The 19,263-nt window shown below is 41.4% G+C and carries 15 protein-coding genes; 10 read left to right on the forward strand and 5 right to left on the reverse strand.

All coding sequences use genetic code 11. The features are described 5' to 3' along the window. Window positions 1–74: 74 nt before the first annotated feature. Window positions 75–2,711, forward strand: coding sequence for a DNA gyrase subunit A (gene gyrA / locus SOI84_RS02340; protein ID WP_320674807.1), 2,637 nt, complete (start codon window positions 75–77; stop codon window positions 2,709–2,711). Further along, complete coding sequence (gene crtL / locus SOI84_RS02345; protein WP_414153616.1) at window positions 2,708–3,946, forward strand: lycopene beta cyclase; 1,239 nt, start codon at window positions 2,708–2,710, stop codon at window positions 3,944–3,946. The genes gyrA and crtL overlap by 4 nt, the downstream gene beginning before the upstream one ends. Here the strand turns inward: crtL and SOI84_RS02350 are convergent. Then, window positions 3,943–5,514, reverse strand: a complete 1,572-nt coding sequence (locus SOI84_RS02350) for a glycoside hydrolase family 57 protein (protein WP_320674809.1) — start codon at window positions 5,512–5,514, stop codon at window positions 3,943–3,945. The genes crtL and SOI84_RS02350 overlap by 4 nt on opposite strands. Window positions 5,515–5,724: 210 nt before the next feature. Between SOI84_RS02350 and SOI84_RS02355 the strand changes: the two genes are divergently transcribed. From SOI84_RS02355 to SOI84_RS02370, 4 genes are all read left to right on the forward strand, one after another. Then, window positions 5,725–7,350, forward strand: coding sequence for a 2-isopropylmalate synthase (locus SOI84_RS02355; protein WP_320674810.1), 1,626 nt, complete (start codon window positions 5,725–5,727; stop codon window positions 7,348–7,350). Window positions 7,351–7,469: 119 nt separating this feature from the next. Beyond that, window positions 7,470–7,754, forward strand: a complete 285-nt coding sequence (locus SOI84_RS02360; protein WP_320674811.1) for a hypothetical protein — start codon at window positions 7,470–7,472, stop codon at window positions 7,752–7,754. A gap of 11 nt (window positions 7,755–7,765) precedes the next feature. Next, a complete protein-coding gene (locus SOI84_RS02365) occupies window positions 7,766–8,080 on the forward strand; it encodes an MTH1187 family thiamine-binding protein (protein ID WP_320674812.1) in 315 nt (104 codons plus the stop codon). A 158-nt stretch (window positions 8,081–8,238) separates the two neighbouring features. Further along, entirely contained in the window at window positions 8,239–8,631 is a 393-nt protein-coding gene (locus SOI84_RS02370) for a hypothetical protein (protein WP_320674814.1), read from the forward strand. Between the two features lie 204 nt (window positions 8,632–8,835). Here the strand turns inward: SOI84_RS02370 and SOI84_RS02375 are convergent, their stop codons facing one another. Then, window positions 8,836–10,899: an HDIG domain-containing metalloprotein gene (locus SOI84_RS02375; RefSeq protein WP_320674815.1), complete on the reverse strand. Its 2,064-nt coding sequence runs from the start codon at window positions 10,897–10,899 to the stop codon at window positions 8,836–8,838. Between the two features lie 109 nt (window positions 10,900–11,008). Here SOI84_RS02375 and folD point away from each other — a divergent pair, with 109 nt between their 5' ends. Genes folD through SOI84_RS02395 form a run of 4 tightly spaced genes read left to right on the forward strand, consistent with a single transcriptional unit; the run spans window position 11,009 to window position 14,859 of the window. Next, window positions 11,009–11,917 (forward strand): bifunctional methylenetetrahydrofolate dehydrogenase/methenyltetrahydrofolate cyclohydrolase FolD, encoded by a 909-nt coding sequence (gene folD / locus SOI84_RS02380; protein ID WP_320674816.1) that lies wholly within the window; start codon window positions 11,009–11,011, stop codon window positions 11,915–11,917. A gap of 40 nt (window positions 11,918–11,957) precedes the next feature. After that, window positions 11,958–12,860, forward strand: coding sequence for a geranylgeranyl diphosphate synthase CrtE (gene crtE / locus SOI84_RS02385; protein ID WP_320674817.1), 903 nt, complete (start codon window positions 11,958–11,960; stop codon window positions 12,858–12,860). Then, complete coding sequence (locus tag SOI84_RS02390) at window positions 12,857–13,369, forward strand: divergent PAP2 family protein (RefSeq protein WP_320674818.1); 513 nt, start codon at window positions 12,857–12,859, stop codon at window positions 13,367–13,369. The genes crtE and SOI84_RS02390 overlap by 4 nt, the downstream gene beginning before the upstream one ends. Continuing rightward, window positions 13,366–14,859, forward strand: a complete 1,494-nt coding sequence (locus SOI84_RS02395) for an ATP-dependent DNA helicase (protein ID WP_320674819.1) — start codon at window positions 13,366–13,368, stop codon at window positions 14,857–14,859. Before SOI84_RS02390 ends, SOI84_RS02395 begins: the two co-directional genes overlap by 4 nt. A 42-nt stretch (window positions 14,860–14,901) precedes the next feature. On the opposite strand, the gene SOI84_RS02400 is transcribed toward SOI84_RS02395, so the two are convergent. From SOI84_RS02400 to zwf, 3 genes are read right to left on the reverse strand one after another with little or no spacing between them, the layout of a single operon-like run. After that, a complete protein-coding gene (locus tag SOI84_RS02400; RefSeq protein ID WP_320674820.1) occupies window positions 14,902–16,314 on the reverse strand; it encodes a cobyrinate a,c-diamide synthase in 1,413 nt (470 codons plus the stop codon). Between the two features lie 20 nt (window positions 16,315–16,334). Then, window positions 16,335–17,648 carry a glucose-6-phosphate dehydrogenase assembly protein OpcA gene (locus tag SOI84_RS02405; protein ID WP_320675326.1) on the reverse strand — a complete coding sequence of 438 codons (1,314 nt, stop codon included), beginning with the start codon at window positions 17,646–17,648 and terminating at the stop codon, window positions 16,335–16,337. A gap of 22 nt (window positions 17,649–17,670) precedes the next feature. Beyond that, the gene (gene zwf, locus SOI84_RS02410) at window positions 17,671–19,194 is read right to left on the reverse strand and encodes a glucose-6-phosphate dehydrogenase (protein WP_320674821.1); all 1,524 of its coding nucleotides are present in this window, start codon (window positions 19,192–19,194) and stop codon (window positions 17,671–17,673) included. Window positions 19,195–19,263 lie beyond the last annotated feature (69 nt).

Genomic DNA, 19,263 nt, shown 5'->3' on the forward strand with positions numbered 1-19,263 from the left:
ATATAGCTTTTTAGAAGCTTTTGCGCAACTGAACAGCCGCCGAGATAACCTTATGTCTGGTAAACAGCTTTTATATGGCTGATCCATTGGGACCAAGTAGCGGCGGTCCCGGAGATTCCGACGACCGGATCATCCAAACTGACCTACGAAATGAAATGTCGCGCTCCTACCTGGAGTACGCGATGAGTGTGATCGTTGGTAGAGCCCTGCCAGACGCGAGAGATGGTTTAAAGCCTGTTCACAGGCGAATCCTCTATGCAATGTACGAGTTAGGGCTTACCAGCGATAGGCCTTATCGAAAATGTGCCCGTGTCGTAGGCGAGGTACTTGGTAAATATCACCCACATGGGGATACAGCTGTATATGACGCCCTTGTGCGAATGGCGCAAGACTTCTCAATGCAGATGCCATTAATTGATGGGCATGGAAATTTTGGATCTGTTGACAACGATCCACCTGCAGCAATGAGATATACAGAATCACGCCTAAAGGCGCTTACAACTGACAGTCTTCTAGAAGATATCGAATCCGAAACAGTAGATTTTGCTGATAACTTTGATGGTTCACAACAAGAACCTACTGTTTTACCGGCAAGAATTCCACAACTGCTTCTAAATGGATCATCAGGAATAGCAGTTGGAATGGCAACAAACATTCCTCCCCATAATCTTGGTGAGCTTATTGATGGACTGCAAGCACTAATAAAAAATCCCGAATTAGAGGAAAAACAACTTTTAGAAATAATACCTGGACCAGATTTTCCAACAGGGGGACAGATTCTAGGAAGAAGTGGCATTCGCGAAACATATCTTGCAGGCAGAGGGTCCGTAACAATGCGAGGCGTGGCAAACATAGAAACCATTGAAGCGACTGGTCGGCCAGATCGCGACGCAGTAATCGTTACAGAATTGCCATACCAAACAAATAAAGCAGCACTTATAGAAAGAATTGCAGAAATGGTTAACGAAAAAAAACTCGAAGGAATCTCGGATATCCGAGACGAAAGTGACAGGGACGGCATGAGAATAGTTGTCGAACTTAGAAGAGATGCCTATCCACAAGTAGTTCTGAATAACCTATTCAAACTAACTCCTTTGCAAAGTAACTTTAGTGCGCATCTATTGGCTTTAGTAAATGATGAGCCAATTTTGCTTACCCTGCGCAAAATGTTGCAAGTTTTTCTAGACTTTAGAGTTGAAACTGTTGAAAGACGAACTAAATACCTACTAAGAAGAGCTGAAGAAAGAGATCACATTTTACTTGGATTACTATTAGCACTTAACCAATTAGACCCAATAATTGCACTTATTCGAGCTGCTTCTGATACTGCAACTGCAAAGAATCAATTACAAGAGCAACATGGCCTAACAGCAATTCAATCAGATGCAATTCTTCAGATGCAGCTTCGTAGGTTAACGGCATTAGAAGCTGATAAAATCAGACTGGAACATGAAGACCTGCTGAAAAAAATCACAGACTACAAAGATATTCTGGATCGTCGAGAAAGAGTTTTTGGGATCATTCAAGAAGAGCTAACTAAACTTCGTGAAAAGTACTACACGCCAAGAAGAACTGAAATTCTCGATTTAGGGGCTGGCCTTGAGGATATTGATCTTATTGCTAATGAGCGTTCTGTAGTTCTTCTTACTGAAACAGGCTATCTAAAACGAATGCCTGTAAGTGAATTTGAATCTACCAGCAGAGGAACAAGAGGAAAAGCTGGGACAAGGAGTCAAGCTGAAGAAGCAGTAAAACTATTTATCAGTTGCAATGATCATGACACTCTTCTTTTATTTAGCGATAGAGGAGTGGCATATGCACTCCCTACTTATCGAGTTCCTCAATGTAGTCGCACTGCAAAAGGCACCCCTGTAGTCCAACTATTGCCAATCCCTAGAGAAGAGGCAATTACGTCTCTTCTATCTGTTTCATCATTTGAGGAAGACAACTACCTTTTAATGCTTACTCAAGGTGGTTTTATTAAACGAACTCCACTCTCAGCCTTTAGCAAAATCCGATCAAATGGACTGATTGCGATTGGTCTTGAAGATGGGGATTCTCTTACTTGGGTCAGGCTTGCTCTTTCTGGGGATAGTGTTCTTATTGGTTCAAAAGCTGGAATGACTATTCATTTTCGGGTCAGTGATGAAGAGCTCAGACCACTTGGCAGAACTGCTCGTGGAGTAAAAGCCATGAACTTGCGCTTGAATGACTCCTTAGTAAGCATGGACGTCCTTCCCATAGAATTAGCCGATCAAATTGCTCAGTCACTAGAAGATGATTTAAGCGAGAGCAATGAAAACAATTCTTTGAACGTTAATGATGGGCCATGGGTTCTAGTTGCTTCTGCCAGTGGTCTTGGGAAAAGAGTTCCCGTAACACAATTTCGACTTCAAAGACGGGCAGGGATGGGGCTACGTGCAATAAAGTTCCGCAGGGAGGGAGACGAGCTAGTTGGCCTAAAAGTGTTAGGACCTGGAGAAGAGCTACTGCTGGTTAGTGAACGAGGAGTGATTGTAAGAACAAGTGCGGATAAAGTTCCTCAACAATCCAGAGCGGCTACAGGGGTTAGGCTCCAAAAGCTGGATCAAGGAGATCGGCTATCAGAAGTAGTTCTTGTCCCACAGAAAATCGAGGCTGATGAAGACGAGGAAAAAACTGAACAAGACAATGCTCCTCCTTCTCAAGCAGCAGACTCTTCCAAAGACTGAAATTGATCAATTTTTCCGAAGTACTTGTAATGGGAGCTGGGCCTGCGGCCCTTTGTATTGTTGCTGAACTAGTTGAACAAGGACTAAATGTCACCGCTCTTGCATCACATACACCAGATAAGCCGTGGCCAAATACCTATGGAATATGGGCAGAGGAAGTTGAATCGCTAGGTTTGGAATCGCTACTAGGACATCGCTGGAGCAATACAGTTAGCTATTTTGGTGACGGTATTGGTAGACAAGGGAAAAATCCAACTATCCATAACTTTGATTATGGACTGTTTGATCAGAACTCGTTGCAACAATCACTCCTCAAACGATGCCGAAATCTTAGTTGGAATCTTGAAACAGCTGAAGAAATAAGGGTTTTAGGTACAGAAACTGAGGTCCTATGTAAATCGGGGAAAAAATATAAGGCAAGACTTGTTATTGATGCAAGTGGACATCGTAGTCGATTTATACGACGTCCTGACCATGGTCCAGTTGCTGAGCAAGCTGCCTATGGAGTGGTTGGCCGATTCAGCTCTCCACCAGTCAGCAAGGATCAATTTGTATTGATGGATTTCAGACCAAACCACCTAACAGAAAAAGAAAAATGTGAACCACCCTCATTTCTTTATGCCATGGATTTTGGAGATGACATTTTCTTTGCCGAAGAAACATCCTTAGCATGTTCACCTCCCTTGTCTTGGAATATTCTTAGAGAAAGGTTGCAAAGACGTCTTTCATCTAGAGGCATTGAGATAAAGGAGATTCTTCACGAAGAGCATTGTCTTTTTCCAATGAATCTACCCCTCCCTGACAGGAATCAACCTCTTCTAGCCTTTGGGGGCGCTGCAAGCATGGTCCATCCTGCCTCTGGATACATGGTAGGGGCACTTTTGCGCCGAGCGCCGGCTTTAGGTGCAGAGCTTGCTTTAGCCATGTCCGTTAAACCTAGTCTTGACTCATCAGCCTTAGCTAAAAAAGGATGGGAAGTCCTATGGTCCCCAGAGCTAGTAAATCGCCATCGCTTATATCAATTCGGACTTCGTCGTCTTATGAGTTTTAAAGAAGATGAATTAAGAGATTTCTTTGCAACTTTTTTCCGTTTACCCAGAAAAGATTGGTCACGTTTTTTGGCAAACACCCTGCCACTTCCTAAGCTTATATTGGTTATGTTGAAACTTTTCTGGATAGCATCATGGCGAGTACGTAGAGGTATGGTTTTCGGAATACCTAGTTCAAGTAGCTAATTCCTCATAGGAGTCCAATCTCTTGGATCAACAAATGGGAAAAGACAATCTTCGTTCTCAAATCTTAAAAGCAAAGAATCCGAGAGATCTTCCTTGTCATTAGCTGCATTAACTAAGCTCCAGAAACGTTGGAGGTGTCTATGGATACGCTCTTTGGCTATTTGAGTAGTGGTTCCAGCCCTAAGAATAAAGCTCCAATCAGAGGACTGAGCGAGAAGCAATTCTCTGGCTGCCTGCCTCAAAAGACGATCCTTTTCTCCTCCTATACCGTTGAAACGATCACAACATTCAATCATTGCCTTTCCAGCCTTGCTCCACTCAGGAATAACCCAAGCATTAGTTTCATTAAGCCAATAATGGTGATACCCCCCTTGTCCCCAACTCGATGGCGATGGATCACTTAACTGTAATCGAGGAGAATTTGAGAGCGAATCCACTAAACGCGTAAAGGAGATGTTTTCTCTTGGGGCTTGACGAAAAAGTTCAGACAAAAACTCTGGGCCTTCAAACCACCAATGTCCAAAAAGCTCAGCATCAAATGGGGCCACTAACAAAGGGTTAACTACCATAGATGTTTTCAATTGCTTCAATTGGCTTTTCCGCCCTTGTAAATAATCTCTTGCATGATCTTTCACAAGAGAACTTGCCAAATCAGGTTCATAAGGAGCCTTATTCTCAAGAGGAGTTGAGACTCCAGTAACTCTATAAAGCTTGAGGCCTAAGGGTCTTGGTTCATTAATTCCAATTTCTTGAAGTTTTTCTTTTGGAAAGTCCCAACCAAGATCTCTATGAAATTCACGATAAGAGGAATCTCCGGGATACCCTTCTCTAGAGGACCAAACAGGGAAAGTGGATTCGGCATCTCTTCCAAAAAATGCTACCCCTTTAGTGCTACAAATTGGAGCATAAATGCCATAACGAGGTCGAGGGTTGGCATTAAGCAAACCATGACCATCTAAAACTGCATAACGTAAACCCACCTCATACATCAACTTATCCAAGCCCTCGTAATAAGCACATTCAGGTAGCCATATTCCTAATGGTGGAGAACCTATAAGCCTGCTATGTTCTCTAACAGCAGTTAATAATTGAGCTCGAACCGCTTCAGGATGCTCCCTCAAGAGAGGAAGATATCCATGAGTGGCAGCGCATGTCAAAAGATCTAAGACTCCTTCTTTCTGTAAAAACGAAAACCGACTTATCAGGTCTCCATTAATAGATTGCCAATGGAGCAATTGCTTCTTAATCCTCTTAGAAAGGTGATTAGCTGCGTTGTAAAGCTGTGGGGGCGCCTCCTTTAAAAGGTCAAGTCTAAGTAAAACCCAAGGCTGGAATCTCTCTTGAAGCTCCTTATCAGCTAATAAAGAAAGAAGTGTGGGCGAAATCCCCAGAGTCATATGAGGGAACTGATCCTCGGCTGCATGAGATTCCTCAAGCAACTCCAATAAAGGCAAATAACACTCAATCAGTGCTTGAAAATACCAATCAGCTTCTAAAGAAGTTGGATTCTCAGAACGCACATAGGGGAGATGCGCGTGTAAAACAAGAGCTAGTTGTCCTTTGGACACATTCTGTGCTCCGCTGATTGAATTTAGGATGTCACTAGCCCCATCTAGGTAAAGGTCGTCAAAGAATGATCAAAACGATGCCCATGAACACTCACTGAGGATTGAGTAAAGAACAGCAATTAAGAATCCAATGTCCCTTAAAAAAATTATTCCTAGCTTAGAATGAAGGTAATTTTCCACATGTCGACTGACACTCTTTAAGGTGCATGAATGGCAAAGGATCCAGGACGAGTTCTAATTTTTGATACCACCCTCCGGGATGGAGAGCAATCCCCTGGGGCAAGCTTGAATCAGGAAGAAAAATTAGCCATAGCTCAACAACTTGCCAGACTGGGCGTTGATGTTATAGAAGCAGGCTTTCCTTTTGCTAGCCAAGGAGACTTTGCTGCAGTAAACCGTATTGCCGACCAGGTCGGTGGAGGTGAAGGACCCATTATTTGCGGGCTAGCAAGAGCATCCAGCAAAGACATCAAAGCCTGCGCTGAAGCAATTGCTCCAGCACGCAACAAACGAATTCATACCTTCATTGCTACTAGCGATATTCATCTAGAACACAAACTAAAAAAATCTAGAGATGAAGTTCTTGAAATAGTTCCTGAAATGGTTTCCTATGCAAAATCTTTTGTAGATGATGTTGAATTCTCCTGTGAAGATGCTGGAAGGAGCGATCCAGAATTCTTATATCAAGTTATAGAAACAGCTATCTCTTCAGGCGCAAATACTATCAATATCCCTGACACTGTTGGATATACAACTCCATCAGAATTTGGGGAGTTAATTTCGAATATCAACAAAAAAGTTCCAAATATTGATGAAGCGATAATTTCTGTACATGGTCACAATGACTTAGGATTAGCAGTCGCAAATTTCCTTGAAGCAGTTAAATGTGGTGCAAGACAACTTGAATGTACTGTTAATGGGATAGGAGAAAGAGCAGGCAATGCCGCTCTAGAAGAATTGGTAATGGGACTGCATGTTAGACGTCATTATTTCAACCCATTCTTTGGTAGAGAGTCAAACAGTCCAACTCCATTAACAGCAGTTCGTACTGAAGAAATCACGAAAACCTCACGACTAGTTTCTAATCTCACTGGAATGGTTGTTCAACCCAACAAGGCCATTGTTGGAGCCAATGCTTTTGCTCATGAGTCAGGTATTCATCAAGATGGTGTACTAAAGAACCGACTTACCTATGAAATAGTTGATGCGCAAACAGTTGGCTTAACAGATAATCGAATCTCCTTAGGCAAACTAAGCGGCAGAAGTGCAGTAAGAGCAAGACTCGAAGAACTTGGTTATGACCTTACTCGGGATGACCTAAATGAGGCATTTGCACGTTTCAAAGATCTTGCAGATAGAAAACGAGACATCACTGATAGAGACCTTGAGGCAATTGTTAGTGAACAAGTTCAACAACCGGAGGCTCGTTTTCAATTACACTTAGTTCAAGTCAGTTGCGGAAACAGCATAAAGCCCACTGCAACAGTGACTCTCAGCGATCAAAACGGACCAGAAAGAAGTACTGCTGCTGTAGGCACTGGACCAGTAGATGCTGTATGTCGAGCTCTAAATTCACTGGCTGGTGAACCCAATGAATTGATCGAATTCTCTGTGAAATCTGTTACCGAAGGAATAGATGCAATGGGTGAAGTAACAATCCGGCTTCGGAGAAATAACAAACTCTACTCAGGGCATTCAGCAGATACAGACGTGGTAGTGGCCGCAGCTCAAGCCTTCGTAAATGCACTGAATAGGCTTGTCGCCAAAGAATCATCCCTCGCAATTCATCCTCAAAAAGATGATTTAATCTCAGACGAATCTATTTCAGGTATATAGAAAAAACTTTAGTATAAAACTCGAAAATCTAGAGTATTTCTATAACCTGAAAAAAGAAAAGCGAGCCATTACATGAGTAATAATACTCTCAAAGTTGGCTAATATTAAATGGTTAATAAATGCTTGCCTACTTGGCAAGCAGAAGAAGACCATGGGAAAATATTGGACAGTTGAGCATGTGCACATACATGGCCCTGAAAAGCAGTATTTATAGGCTTATTGGCCTAGATGGAAGTCCGCATCCAGTTCTTGATGCTCCATACGAGTCTCTAGAGGCTGCCATGAGAGCTGCTCAAAATTGGTGCGAAGGACAAGGGCTTCGTCTATCAACAGGTGAAAGAGCATATGGAATTGAAGTAATGACTCATTGCGGAGAATGGAGAACAGTACTTTATGCTCAGTAGAGACTTCAAAAATGAAATCTCATAGCCAAAAATTATGGGTCAGCATTGACCTCTGCCTAATACCAGTAGGGACAGGGGTCTCAATTGCACCTTATATTAAGACTTGCCAAAAGACCATTGAAGAAGCAGGCCTTAACTATGAATTAGGGCCAAATGGAACCGCTATTGAAGGGAACTGGGAAGAAGTTTTTGATTGTGTGAAGGCATGTCACACAGCTGTTCATAATCTCGGAGCACCTCGTATTTACACAACTCTAAAAGTCAACACAAGAACAGATAAAAAGCAATCCTTTACTGAAAAAGTTGAAAGTGTAATTCAATTATAAGAAAAGAATTATCAGCAAAGAGTGTAGAAATTTAATTTTTGTGGATCAAAAATATTTTTTGGGCTTTCATATGCTTTTTAAGATTCCCTAAATTGTAAGATTATTATTATTGTTGTTCAATAATAAAAGCCTAAAGTCAAATAAAGCAAAAATCATTCATGAGCAAAATAGTTCGCGGCTACTGGGCAATGACATGGCTTGGGCTTTTTGCCAATATTTCAGCGCTCCCAATCATTGGAGTAATAGCTTTTGCAGGTCCTCCCTTACAAGCAGCAAACATTAGCCTGGCATTTAGCATCGCTTGGCCTGCCGCAATAGTTGGAATTGTTGCATGCTCAGGACTCCTAGCTGAACGTCAATGGGGTGTGATTCTTACAATAATTGCACTTTCAATGGCACTTTCAGCCTCATTACCATATGGAATCGTTCGCTTAATAATTGTGAATGACTCTCAAACAATTAGTGGTCTATCTTTAGCCATGGCGTTGTTAAATCTATTATCATTAATATACTGGTGCAGGCCTATACATCGCCGTACAAGAAGGCTTTAAGAAAAATGCAAACTCTTTTTGAAAAGATAAACTATACCACCTATTAATAGTTAGCAAATTCTACTAATTAAAGTCATATAGTGAAAAATAAAGATTCACTAAGCATAATTAGTAATATCCAATGTCCATTATCTAACTCATTTCTCATTTCTCATTTCTCTTTTATTTTCGATAATTTTGATAAAGAATATTTATTCCTTTTATCTAATTGTTTCTGTATATATTTTTAGCAGGTAATGGATAAACTATTCTTCTGTGCTTCATCCTTCTCCAAACACGAACAAATGAACGTATGACTAATTCAATCTCAGCTCGCGTCAGACCACTTTCAATAAGTTGTCCATCATAATATCGAGATTCTACAATTCTTCTCACTGTTTCACTGGCATCTGAATCGTCTATGTTTTGATCAAGAGACCTAAGTGCAGCTTCACATCCATCTGCAAGCATTAAAATTGCTGTCTCTTTAGATCTGGGTAAAGGACCTTTATATCTAAAATTACTTTCAGGAATTTCTGGATTCTTTTCCTTCGCAAGATGTAGGAAATATCCCATCTTCATAGTCCCTTGATGTGCAGGAATAAAGTCAACAACACTTTGTGGCAAGCGATATTTTTTTGCTAGCTTTAAGCCCTCATCGACATGAGCCTGGAGAATGCTCGCACTAGCTAGAGGATCATTTAATTCTTCATGCGGGTTTATTCCATTTTCTTGGTTCTCAATAAACCATTCAGGTGCATGTAACTTTCCGATATCGTGATAAAGAGCTCCTGTACGGGTAAGGTCAACATCAGCGTAGATAGATCTTGCCCCTTCCTCTGCTAAACCACATAACATAAGAGTATGTTCAAAAGTTCCCGGAGCCTCGATAGAAAGCTTCCTTAATAAAGGCCTTTCCTGATCAGCTAGTTCCATTAAACGAGCTCTAGTCACCAATCCAAAAGCATTCTCAATTAGTGGAATCAAAGTAATAGCAAACATTAAGAGAGCACCCATCAAAATCGCTTCAGAGAAAAGGGCCTCTGAGTTAGGAGCCAACCTCCCCCAAGCTGTATTTGCTGGATTAATTTGACTCGCCAAAAGAAACCATTCTGCAAAAAGTGCCCCTAAAGGTAGAAGCACTGCCAATTGAAATAATTGTGCTCGACTTCGCAATCTCCCTGCCTGCAATGCAACCAAAAACGCTACTGCACAAGCAACCAACATTCGACCATCCCCAAATCCACTAACAGGGACTGGCCAAAGAAGGCTCCCTATAGCCATCCATATAAGGGCACAAGATGTTCCAAGCCCCTGCGAGATAAGAAGTGTTGGAGGAACAATTACAGCCAAAGGACTAACTGCGGCTCCGAACCAAACCTTGCTGGCCTGAGCAACTAGAAGCAATAAAAGAGGTAACAACGCATGCCTAGCCTGCAAAGCAGGCTTCTCTCTACGCATTATCAATATCAAAAGAAAACAACCGAGAAGAGCTTCGCTATATTTCCAAAACCATGTAAGAGGCCTAGGGCTTCTTTTAATCATTCCAAAATAATCAAGTACATCGTAGGCCTGTGGACTAATCCGTTCTCCTTGTCTTGTAATCAAATCACCTTCATTAACCTCAATTATGGGAATACCCTGCTTAGTAATCAAATCCTCCAATAATTTCTGACTTTTAATGGCGTCCGTTCGAAGATTACTAGTCCCTTGAAAAGTACTTGCAAGCAATTTACTGCCAAGAGTGCGAGAGGGACTCTCTGGCGCACCTATATCCCACAACTGCATGGACACAGCCTTTAGCAATTGCTCCTTAGCCAAAGTATTTACAAGACCCTGGCTAAGCATTCGCTCAGCCCCTTCACGAATTTTAATTTCCCAAATATTCCGAGCTTCCTGGGTTCTTTGAGAAAGCCATTTTTGCTCTTGTAAATTAAGATTTACTGGACCAATTCGATCTCCTTCACTACTTAAAGCAACAAGCTCAATCTCACCCAATTGCCGTTCAAGCTTTTGCATTAATGCCATTGACTGCTGTTGATCTATCACCTGAACAAATGTTCGTGGTACTAAATCAGAACGTTTTTGCTGAAGGGCCTGACTATCCTCTACAAGAGCATCTCTTGGCGCCCTTGCCTCAAAAGGAGCGGGGCTGCCAACCTTCAAATTAGGCTCACCAAGCCATTGCCAACTTGTAATAAGTGCAACCAAAACAGCAACTACTATCAATCCAGCCTTCTGTGATGGTGACCATGCAACTAGACGATGGTGAGGTGACTCATTCCGCAACCAAACCCGCCAAAGCCTTTTGAAAGTCTTAAAAATGGCAAAAGAAGGTTTCACTGGAGCATATCTCTCTTCAGAACTGGTGCCTAAAAGTACTTTTCCTTAACTTCATATGACCCTAAAACTTGATGGTAAAAAATTGGCTTCAGAAATAGAAGAACGACTTGGCTCTGAAATTAGAACCCATTCAGGCCTAGCAAAACGTCCTCCTGGTTTAGCTGTGATTCGAGTTGGTGATGATCCTGCTAGCAAAGTATACGTATCAAATAAAGAAAAGGCATGCAATCGAATAGGCATTGAAAATTTTGGTGAGCACCTCAACGCTAAAAGCACTGAATCAGAAATTATTCAAAAAATAAACCTGTTAAATAACGATGAAAAAGTAGATGGAATTTTATTGCAACTTCCACTTCCTAAGCACATAAACGAAAAGTCACTACTCGCTCACCTCTCCCCAGAAAAAGATGTTGATGGCCTCCATAGCCTAAATCTTGGAAGACTTGTGAAAAACGAACCAGGCCCTAGAAGTTGCACCCCTGCAGGAATTATGGCCTTATTAAAAGCCAACAAAGTATCAATTGAAGGAAAAAATGTAGTGGTAATTGGTAGAAGCGTCCTTGTTGGCAAACCAATGTCTTTAATGCTTCAAGCTGCCAACGCAACAGTCACTATGGCCCACTCACATACAGAGAACCTCTCTGTTTTAACTAAACAAGCAGACATTCTTGTTGTAGCGACAGGTTGCGCCCAAATGATTGGTGCGAGGCATGTCAAGCCAGGAGGTGTTGTAATTGATGTTGGAATTCATCGCATCGAAAAAGAGCTTTCTAAAGGGAGTGCAAAAAAAGCAACGCTTTGTGGAGATGTACGTTCTGAAGAAGTAGCCTCAATAGTGAGTGCTCTCACGCCAGTTCCGGGTGGAGTTGGGCCAATGACGGTAACAATGTTGCTAGTAAACACTGTCAATAGTTGGCAGCAGCATTGCAATTTGCCCTTCAGCCTCAAAGATCTTCTCCCTTAAACCATTACTCCTGAGAGAATCCAGTCAACAAAATATGGCAATGGAACAAGCAATAAAAAATTCTTTTGACTTCTCCAACTATTTGGAAAAGGCCAAAGCCTCTATAGAGATTGCCCTGGACGAGTCTTTAGGACCAGAAGAGCCTGAAGAACTCCGAAAAGCGATGCGATATTCCCTCTTGGCAGGCGGAAAAAGATTAAGACCAATTCTCTGCCTCGCTGCATGCGAACTTGCAGGCGGTGATCCGCAAAATGCCATACCTACGGCAGTAGCGCTTGAAATGATCCATACGATGTCCTTGATTCATGATGACCTTCCCTCAATGGATAACGATGATCTACGTAGAGGGCGCCCAACTAATCACAAAGTTTTTGGAGATGCTGTCGCAATCCTCGCTGGAGATGCTCTTTTGACAAGAGCTTTTGAAATGGTCTCACTCAGAAGTCCAAATGTTCCCGCTTCAAGATTGATAAAGGTCGTAGGAGAACTTTCTCTTGTAGCAGGAGCTCCAGGCTTAGTTGGGGGACAAGTTGTTGACCTTAAAAGTGAAGGCAAAAAAGTAGATCTTGAAACTCTTGAATTTATCCATCTTCATAAGACTGGAGCACTTTTAAATGCATGCGTTATATGTGGCGCACTGATTAGTGGGGCAGAGGATAATCTATTACATGCCCTACGAAAGTATGCGAAAGGAATCGGACTAGCCTTTCAAATTATTGACGACATTCTTGATGTGACCGCCAGTAGTGAGGTCCTTGGAAAGACTGCAGGCAAGGACCTTCTTGCTGATAAAACTACTTATCCAAAATTATTAGGACTAAGTGAATCGAAAAAACGAGCAGAGGCTCTTGTTAGCGATGCAAAGGAAGCACTAAAGCCTTGGGGAAAGGCCTCTGCACCATTGCTCGCATTAGCAGATTACATAACAAAACGAGATAGATGACATTCCCCGCAAGCACCACACACAACCCAATCGAAATCTTCGACAATGGGGTTCTCGCATGGGGGCTAGTTGCATGTGGCTTTGCTCAGGTTTCCAAACTTTTTATAGAACTCATTCAAAATCGAAGATGGCGCCCTTCTGTCTTAATAGAGACTGGAGGAATGCCTTCAAGTCATTCTGCACTAGTAACTGGAACAACAGCTGGCATAGGTTGGGAATTGGGGTTTAGTCATCCTGCATTTGCTCTAGCAGTAACTATGGCCTTTGTAGTTATGTACGATGCAAGTGGTATACGACGTGAAGCAGGTTTAATAGCATCAAAAGTTAATTTACTTCCAAAAAATATTTGGGAGAATTTAGACAGTAGTGAACTCAAAGAAAATCTTGGACACAGCAGATTAGAGGTCGTAGTTGGAAGTTTAATTGGGCCTACGGTGGCCTTGCCTGGTCTTGTATTTATTGGTTCACCATTACATTTAATTCAAAGCATCACATTGACTCCTGGGTGAAAGGCAATATAAAGAAAAACTCTTCCCTTACATCAAAGCTCACAGAAGAGCAAAAGATTGTTTACAAAAATTTCAAATCATGGCTAGGCGAAACTGGCGAAAAGAAAGAAACAAGTTTTGTTCTCAGTGGATTTGCTGGTACCGGAAAAACATTCCTATCAACAAGGTTTCTACGTATAGCTGAAAAATCAAAGCTTTGCTGGACAGTTGTTGCCCCAACTCACAAAGCTGTGGGAGTAATAAGACAAGCTCTAGAGAACGAAAAATTAAAACCTACATGGTATCCATCAACAATTCACCGCCTCCTTAAATTGAGACTAAAAAGAAAAGGAGACATAGAACATTTTGAAAAGACAGAACAAACTTCGAGCGCTCTTGAACAATTGGGGTTAGTTCTTATTGATGAAGCTTCAATGATTAACAGCTCATTATTAACAATAATTCTCGAATGCGCTCAACCATTCAAGACTCGCCTTGTCTTCGTAGGCGACCCTGCACAATTACCACCAATCAATGAAGAGGTAAGCCCTGTATTCTCAATGAAAAAATGCGCCCAGGTTGAACTAACAAATGTAGTTCGGCATCATGGGGTAGTTTTAAACCTTGCTAATGGTTTTCGTCAGGGAAAAATCCCATGTATACCGCCACCATACCTTCCAATAATAAAAAGCAAAAATGAGATTGTTGGTTGTTTAAGTAAGCAACATTGGCTTGAGAAAGCTCAAGAAGCATTAAAAGAATCTTCCTATCAAAATAATCCTGATGGGGCTAGAATTCTTTGTTATACAAATAGAATTCTTGAGAAATTAGTACCACATGCCAGAAGAGCTCTCCATGGTGAGATGGCAGACCAATTACCTGTACTTCCTGGGGAAATTCTAATCAGTAGAAACGCAATAATGGCACCAGCTGCAAGCCAAGGTTCCCAAGAAGGAGGAGAGCCTGACATGGTTTTAGGCTCCAATAGAGAATTACAAGTAATTGATGTTTCACCTCACGATTGTGACTTATCGAAATTTGGCTTGAATAAAGATTCAAACTGGGATGTTCCTATTATAAAAACTCAATTAATCCAAGCAAAAGCTGGAGATTTACAATTAGAATTAAGAATGCTTCCTTGTGTAGGGACGAACGCAAGAAAACTATTGGATGCAACACTCAATAAAATAAAAATCAAGGCAAAGATGTTGCCAAAGCAAGAAGGAAAACCTATTTGGAGGCAATTCTTTCTAATTAGAGATGCATTTGCTTCACTTGGTCCAGCTGCTGTACTAACTGTTCATAGAAGTCAAGGCAGCAGTTTTGATGAGGTATTTGTTGCTCCTGATGTTTTTTGGCCTAAAGAAATGACCTTACGAAAGCAACTCGTATATGTAGCCGTCAGTCGCGCAAAAAGTGCAGTATGGTTAGTAGGTGAGAACAATAATCTTCACCTTAAAGTTGAATGGGAACAAGCCCTACAGAAACGCAACCTAAAACGTCAATCCTAAACCTTGGGTTATAGGAATCATAAAAGAAATCACCTCCCAAATTTATTGGGTGATGACAAGTTCAAGTGATTTACGCCATCTTTTAGCAAGTTTTATATTACTTGCCCAATGAAGGTGGACCCAACTCGCATGAAGTAAACAGTTAGAAAATCCTTCTTCTTCCTCTAATTGTAAGTAACCACTCATCTTCCAAGGCTTAAATAGGCTTGAACTCTTAGCATCTAAGTATTGATCGGACGAATCATTTAAAGGGTTTGGACTACTAACCAGGTGCCACCTATGAAACTCATGGCCAACTAAAAGCTCGTTCTTTTTTATGAGAAGAGTATCATTAATTCCAATCATTTTTCGATAGCCAACCTTCAAAGAACTCTTAGTAAAGGAATAAGGCAAGATGCCAGAAAGCTTGAAATTATTACCTTCTGTATCATAAATAGATTCTCCCAATAGCATCATGCCACCACACTCAGCATAGATTGGAAACTTCCCATAAAAGGATCTAATTTCATTCAAACTTCTTCTGCAAGTTGACAACAATTCAGCGAACTCTTCAGGAAACCCTCCGGGAATCATTAAACCACTTACGGAAGGGGGTAACGCTTCATCGTTCAGTGGGCTCCATGGAATTAATTCCACCCCTAAGCAAGACAAGCATTCCTTCATTTCTTCATATCGAAAATGAAATGCCCTATCTTGAGCTATTGCAACAGAATATTTTTGACTGAAAAAATTCTCATTTTCGTTCTCAAACAATGATTTTACCGGATCAAAACATGCTTGTGGAGAAAGTAGAAGTTTCTTGAAAGTTTCAAGATCAAGATGTCTTTCCGCTAAAAAAGCCAATCCTTCATATCTTTTTTCAAAACCATCAAGTTCATGCGCTGGGACAAGTCCCAAATTCTTACTAGAAATTGTTAACTGAGAATCTCTTGGCAAATGACCCAGAACCCTTACCCCTGATCTTGTAAGTACTTGGGTTAAAAGCTCTAAATGCCTTTTGGAATTTATTTTATTAAGGACTACGCCTGCTATCCGAAGTTTTTCATCATGAAGACAAAAACCATTCAGCAATGCAGCGATAGAAGCTGCTTGGCCAGATGCATCTACGACTAAAACTACTGGTAAATCGAGATATTTAGCTACAGAGGCTGTACTGCCATAATCCGAAGCACCAACACCATCAAAAAGTCCCATGACTCCTTCAACTAAAACAAAATCAGCTTGTCCTCCATATCCTTGAAAACTTTTTTTTACCCAATCAAAACCACAAAGAGGAATATCTAAATTCCTACAACGACTTCCAGAGACCTTAGTAAGATGCTCAGCATCAAGATAATCAGGCCCGATCTTAAAGGGTTGAGACCTAAATCCTTGACTTTTTGCCCAGGCTAAAAGGACAAGACTTAGTATCGTCTTACCGCTACCACTAGATGGAGCTGCAACTACAAATGCCATAGCATTCTAAATATATAGAACTAAAAAGACTCCTTAGAAAGATTGAACATCTTTTCTGCTAAAGGCAAGGCTGAAGCAAAAAGAGGACCTGTGGATCCTCTGCTAGTTCCCAAGAGACGTGCTACATCTCTCTCTACAGAAATATTCTGATTTGGGACAACTTCCTCAAGAAGCTCCATGTTTGCCATCCCTCCAGCCTCAAGACGCATACACTCTCCTGATTCAGCTCCAAGGATCACACAAAGATCATCCTTTGGATCATGCTTTGATTTGCAAATCAATCTTATGCCAACTATTTGCCCAGGATGAATACTTGGTTTACCTACAGGTAGAGGTGAAAGACGAAATTGAACTTTTTCAAGGTCCCTCCGCTGAAACTCGAAAGCAATTCCCTCTCCATTAGTATTAACGGTATCAACAAGTTTCCAATCAAGACGGTCCGCTAACCAACTTGCAAGTAATAACCCTTGAACTGGATGGCGCCCTTCAATATCAATATCTAATTGGACCACATTTTGGAGTACGGAGTGTCGAAAAGGTGGATCAAAGATTATTGCAAGAGTTTCTCTCCAACTTCTAAAACGTAACCAATTCAGGTCATAAATAGCTTGATTTTTTTGAACCCTATCAGTCAAAAAAAGCAAACATTTATCGGGTTTCCCAAGAGCACTATCTACAACTAGTCTTCTTGGGGACAAAGCTAAGCTATCTAGTAATTCAGGAGCTTCATCTAATCGGCCATTCCACCACAACCAGCAAGGTAAATCAGTAAAGGTTAAAGGGTCTATTATCTCAATTCGCTTCTTAAGAGACTTAAGACCTCCTCTGAAAACAATAACGTCACCACACGCAGAAGGCCCTCTCCCATCCTCTGGGAGAGGGCAATATGCTGCGACAAGTGTGTCTAGTTTTTGCTCATCATCCAATGTAGGGGCTAAAGTTATTAACCTCCTAGGGTGCAACGTACTAATAGCAGAATCAATATGTTGACCTCTTAGATCTTCATAAGAAATTTCTACATCATTTTTAGAGATAACATCTGTAACTCTTTGATCAAAAGGTGGCGTACTATGAGGCAAATCTCCCTCTAAAACAAGTTCTCGAGCTGCTGTTACCAATCCTTTTCTTTGCGAGCCAATAATTGGACCATTTATCCTTCCGGTTCTAACTAGGTGTTGTTCTAACCAAGCAGGTTGCCAAACCAATAAACAAAAAGTGTTAGCTCCTGTAGTACCAGGCTGGTCCTTTTCATATGCCCATAAATTCTCTAAATAGACAGGGATCTCCTCGGGAGGTAGTTGAAGCGGTGTCTGAAGGGTAAGTTGAGGTGACATAGCAATCCAAAGAGTTACTTGATCATGGACGACGCCAAAGAAGCCCATCAGAAGCTAAAAGGGCATCAGCGGCAGCAGGCCCCCAAGTTCTTGATTCATAGGAATTTATAGGTAAGAGCCAAGGACTTTCTTCAATTAATTCAAGCAATGGGGTATAGAGCCGCCAAGCCGCCTCAACTTCATCACTACGAGTAAATAGTGTCGGATCACCAAGCATTGCATCAGCAAGTAAACGAACATAACCTTCATCTGAAGGCTCACCAAATGATTCTTCGTAAGAGAATTCCATCTCCACTGGCCTACTCCTCATACCAGAGCCTGGTGACTTAACGTCAAATCGAAATTCAGCTCCTTCATTGGGTTGAATTCGCAAAATGAGTTGATTAGAAGTAGGTGATCCACCTACCGCATCAAAAAGATGAACCGGAGCCTCTCGAAAAGTAAGGACTACTTCACTTAAACGTTTTGCCAAACGTTTTCCTGTACGGACATAGAAAGGGACTCCTTGCCAGCGCCAATTATCAATAAATAATTTCATCGCAACATATGTTTCCGTTGTACTGTTTGGGTTTACCCCAGGCTCCTCTCTATATCCAACTAAAGGTGATAAATGATTACCGCCTTTTGAATATTGACCTCTTACGCAACAGTTCCATGGCTCAAAATCATCAGCCAATCGTGCAGCCTGTAAAACCTTTGCTTTCTCATTGCGAATAGCTTCTGGATCAAAATGACCTGGGGGCTCCATAGCTGTTAATGAAAGCATCTGTGTTAAATGGTTTTGGACCATATCTCTCAAAGCTCCTGAAGACTCGTAATAGCCAGCTCGATCTTCTACCCCAACAGTCTCTGCAGCAGTAATTTGAACACTAGAAATGTAATTACGGTTCCATATAGGTTCAAATATTGCATTCGCAAATCTAAGAACCAAAATATTTTGAACAGTCTCTTTGCCTAGATAATGATCAATTCGAAAAACCTGGGATTCATTAGCACAACTCTGAACTATCCGATTTAAGGCCTGAGCACTTCCAAAGTCTCTTCCAAATGGTTTTTCAATAACCAATCGACTACGTTTCGGATCATCCAAAAGACCTTCTGCAGCAAGAGCTTTACATCCACAACTATAAAAGTCTGGTGATACTGATAAATAAAAAGTTCTATTCCCATGTGTTGCCCTTAAGCGATCAATCTCCTCAAGCCGGTCTTTTAACTTTCTTACGTCACCTAAATTTTGTAAATCCAATGACTGATAAAAAAGGCAAGCTTTGAATTGATCCCAAGCAATAGGATTCTCTGAAGCCCTAGCACCTAAAGCCTGGTACATCTTCTGCTGAAACTCCTCATCACTCCATCCCCTCCTGGCACAGCCAAGAATGGCAAATTCACTAGGCAATCGTCGCTGATTAAAAAGTTCGAAAAGAGCAGGGACCAATTTTCTGTGAGTCAGGTCTCCAGTGGCTCCAAAAATTACAAGGCATTGAGGCGCTATGACCTTTTCCTGCCGTAAACCAAGCCTTAAAGGATTTGTAATCGCAAAGCTCATTAGGACTGCCCTCTCGCGATTTCATGACAGCTAACATACAAATTCAAAAACGCTCTGGGCTGAGACGCC

The organism is Prochlorococcus sp. MIT 1341 (assembly GCF_034092415.1).
Lineage (GTDB): Bacteria > Cyanobacteriota > Cyanobacteriia > PCC-6307 > Cyanobiaceae > AG-363-P08.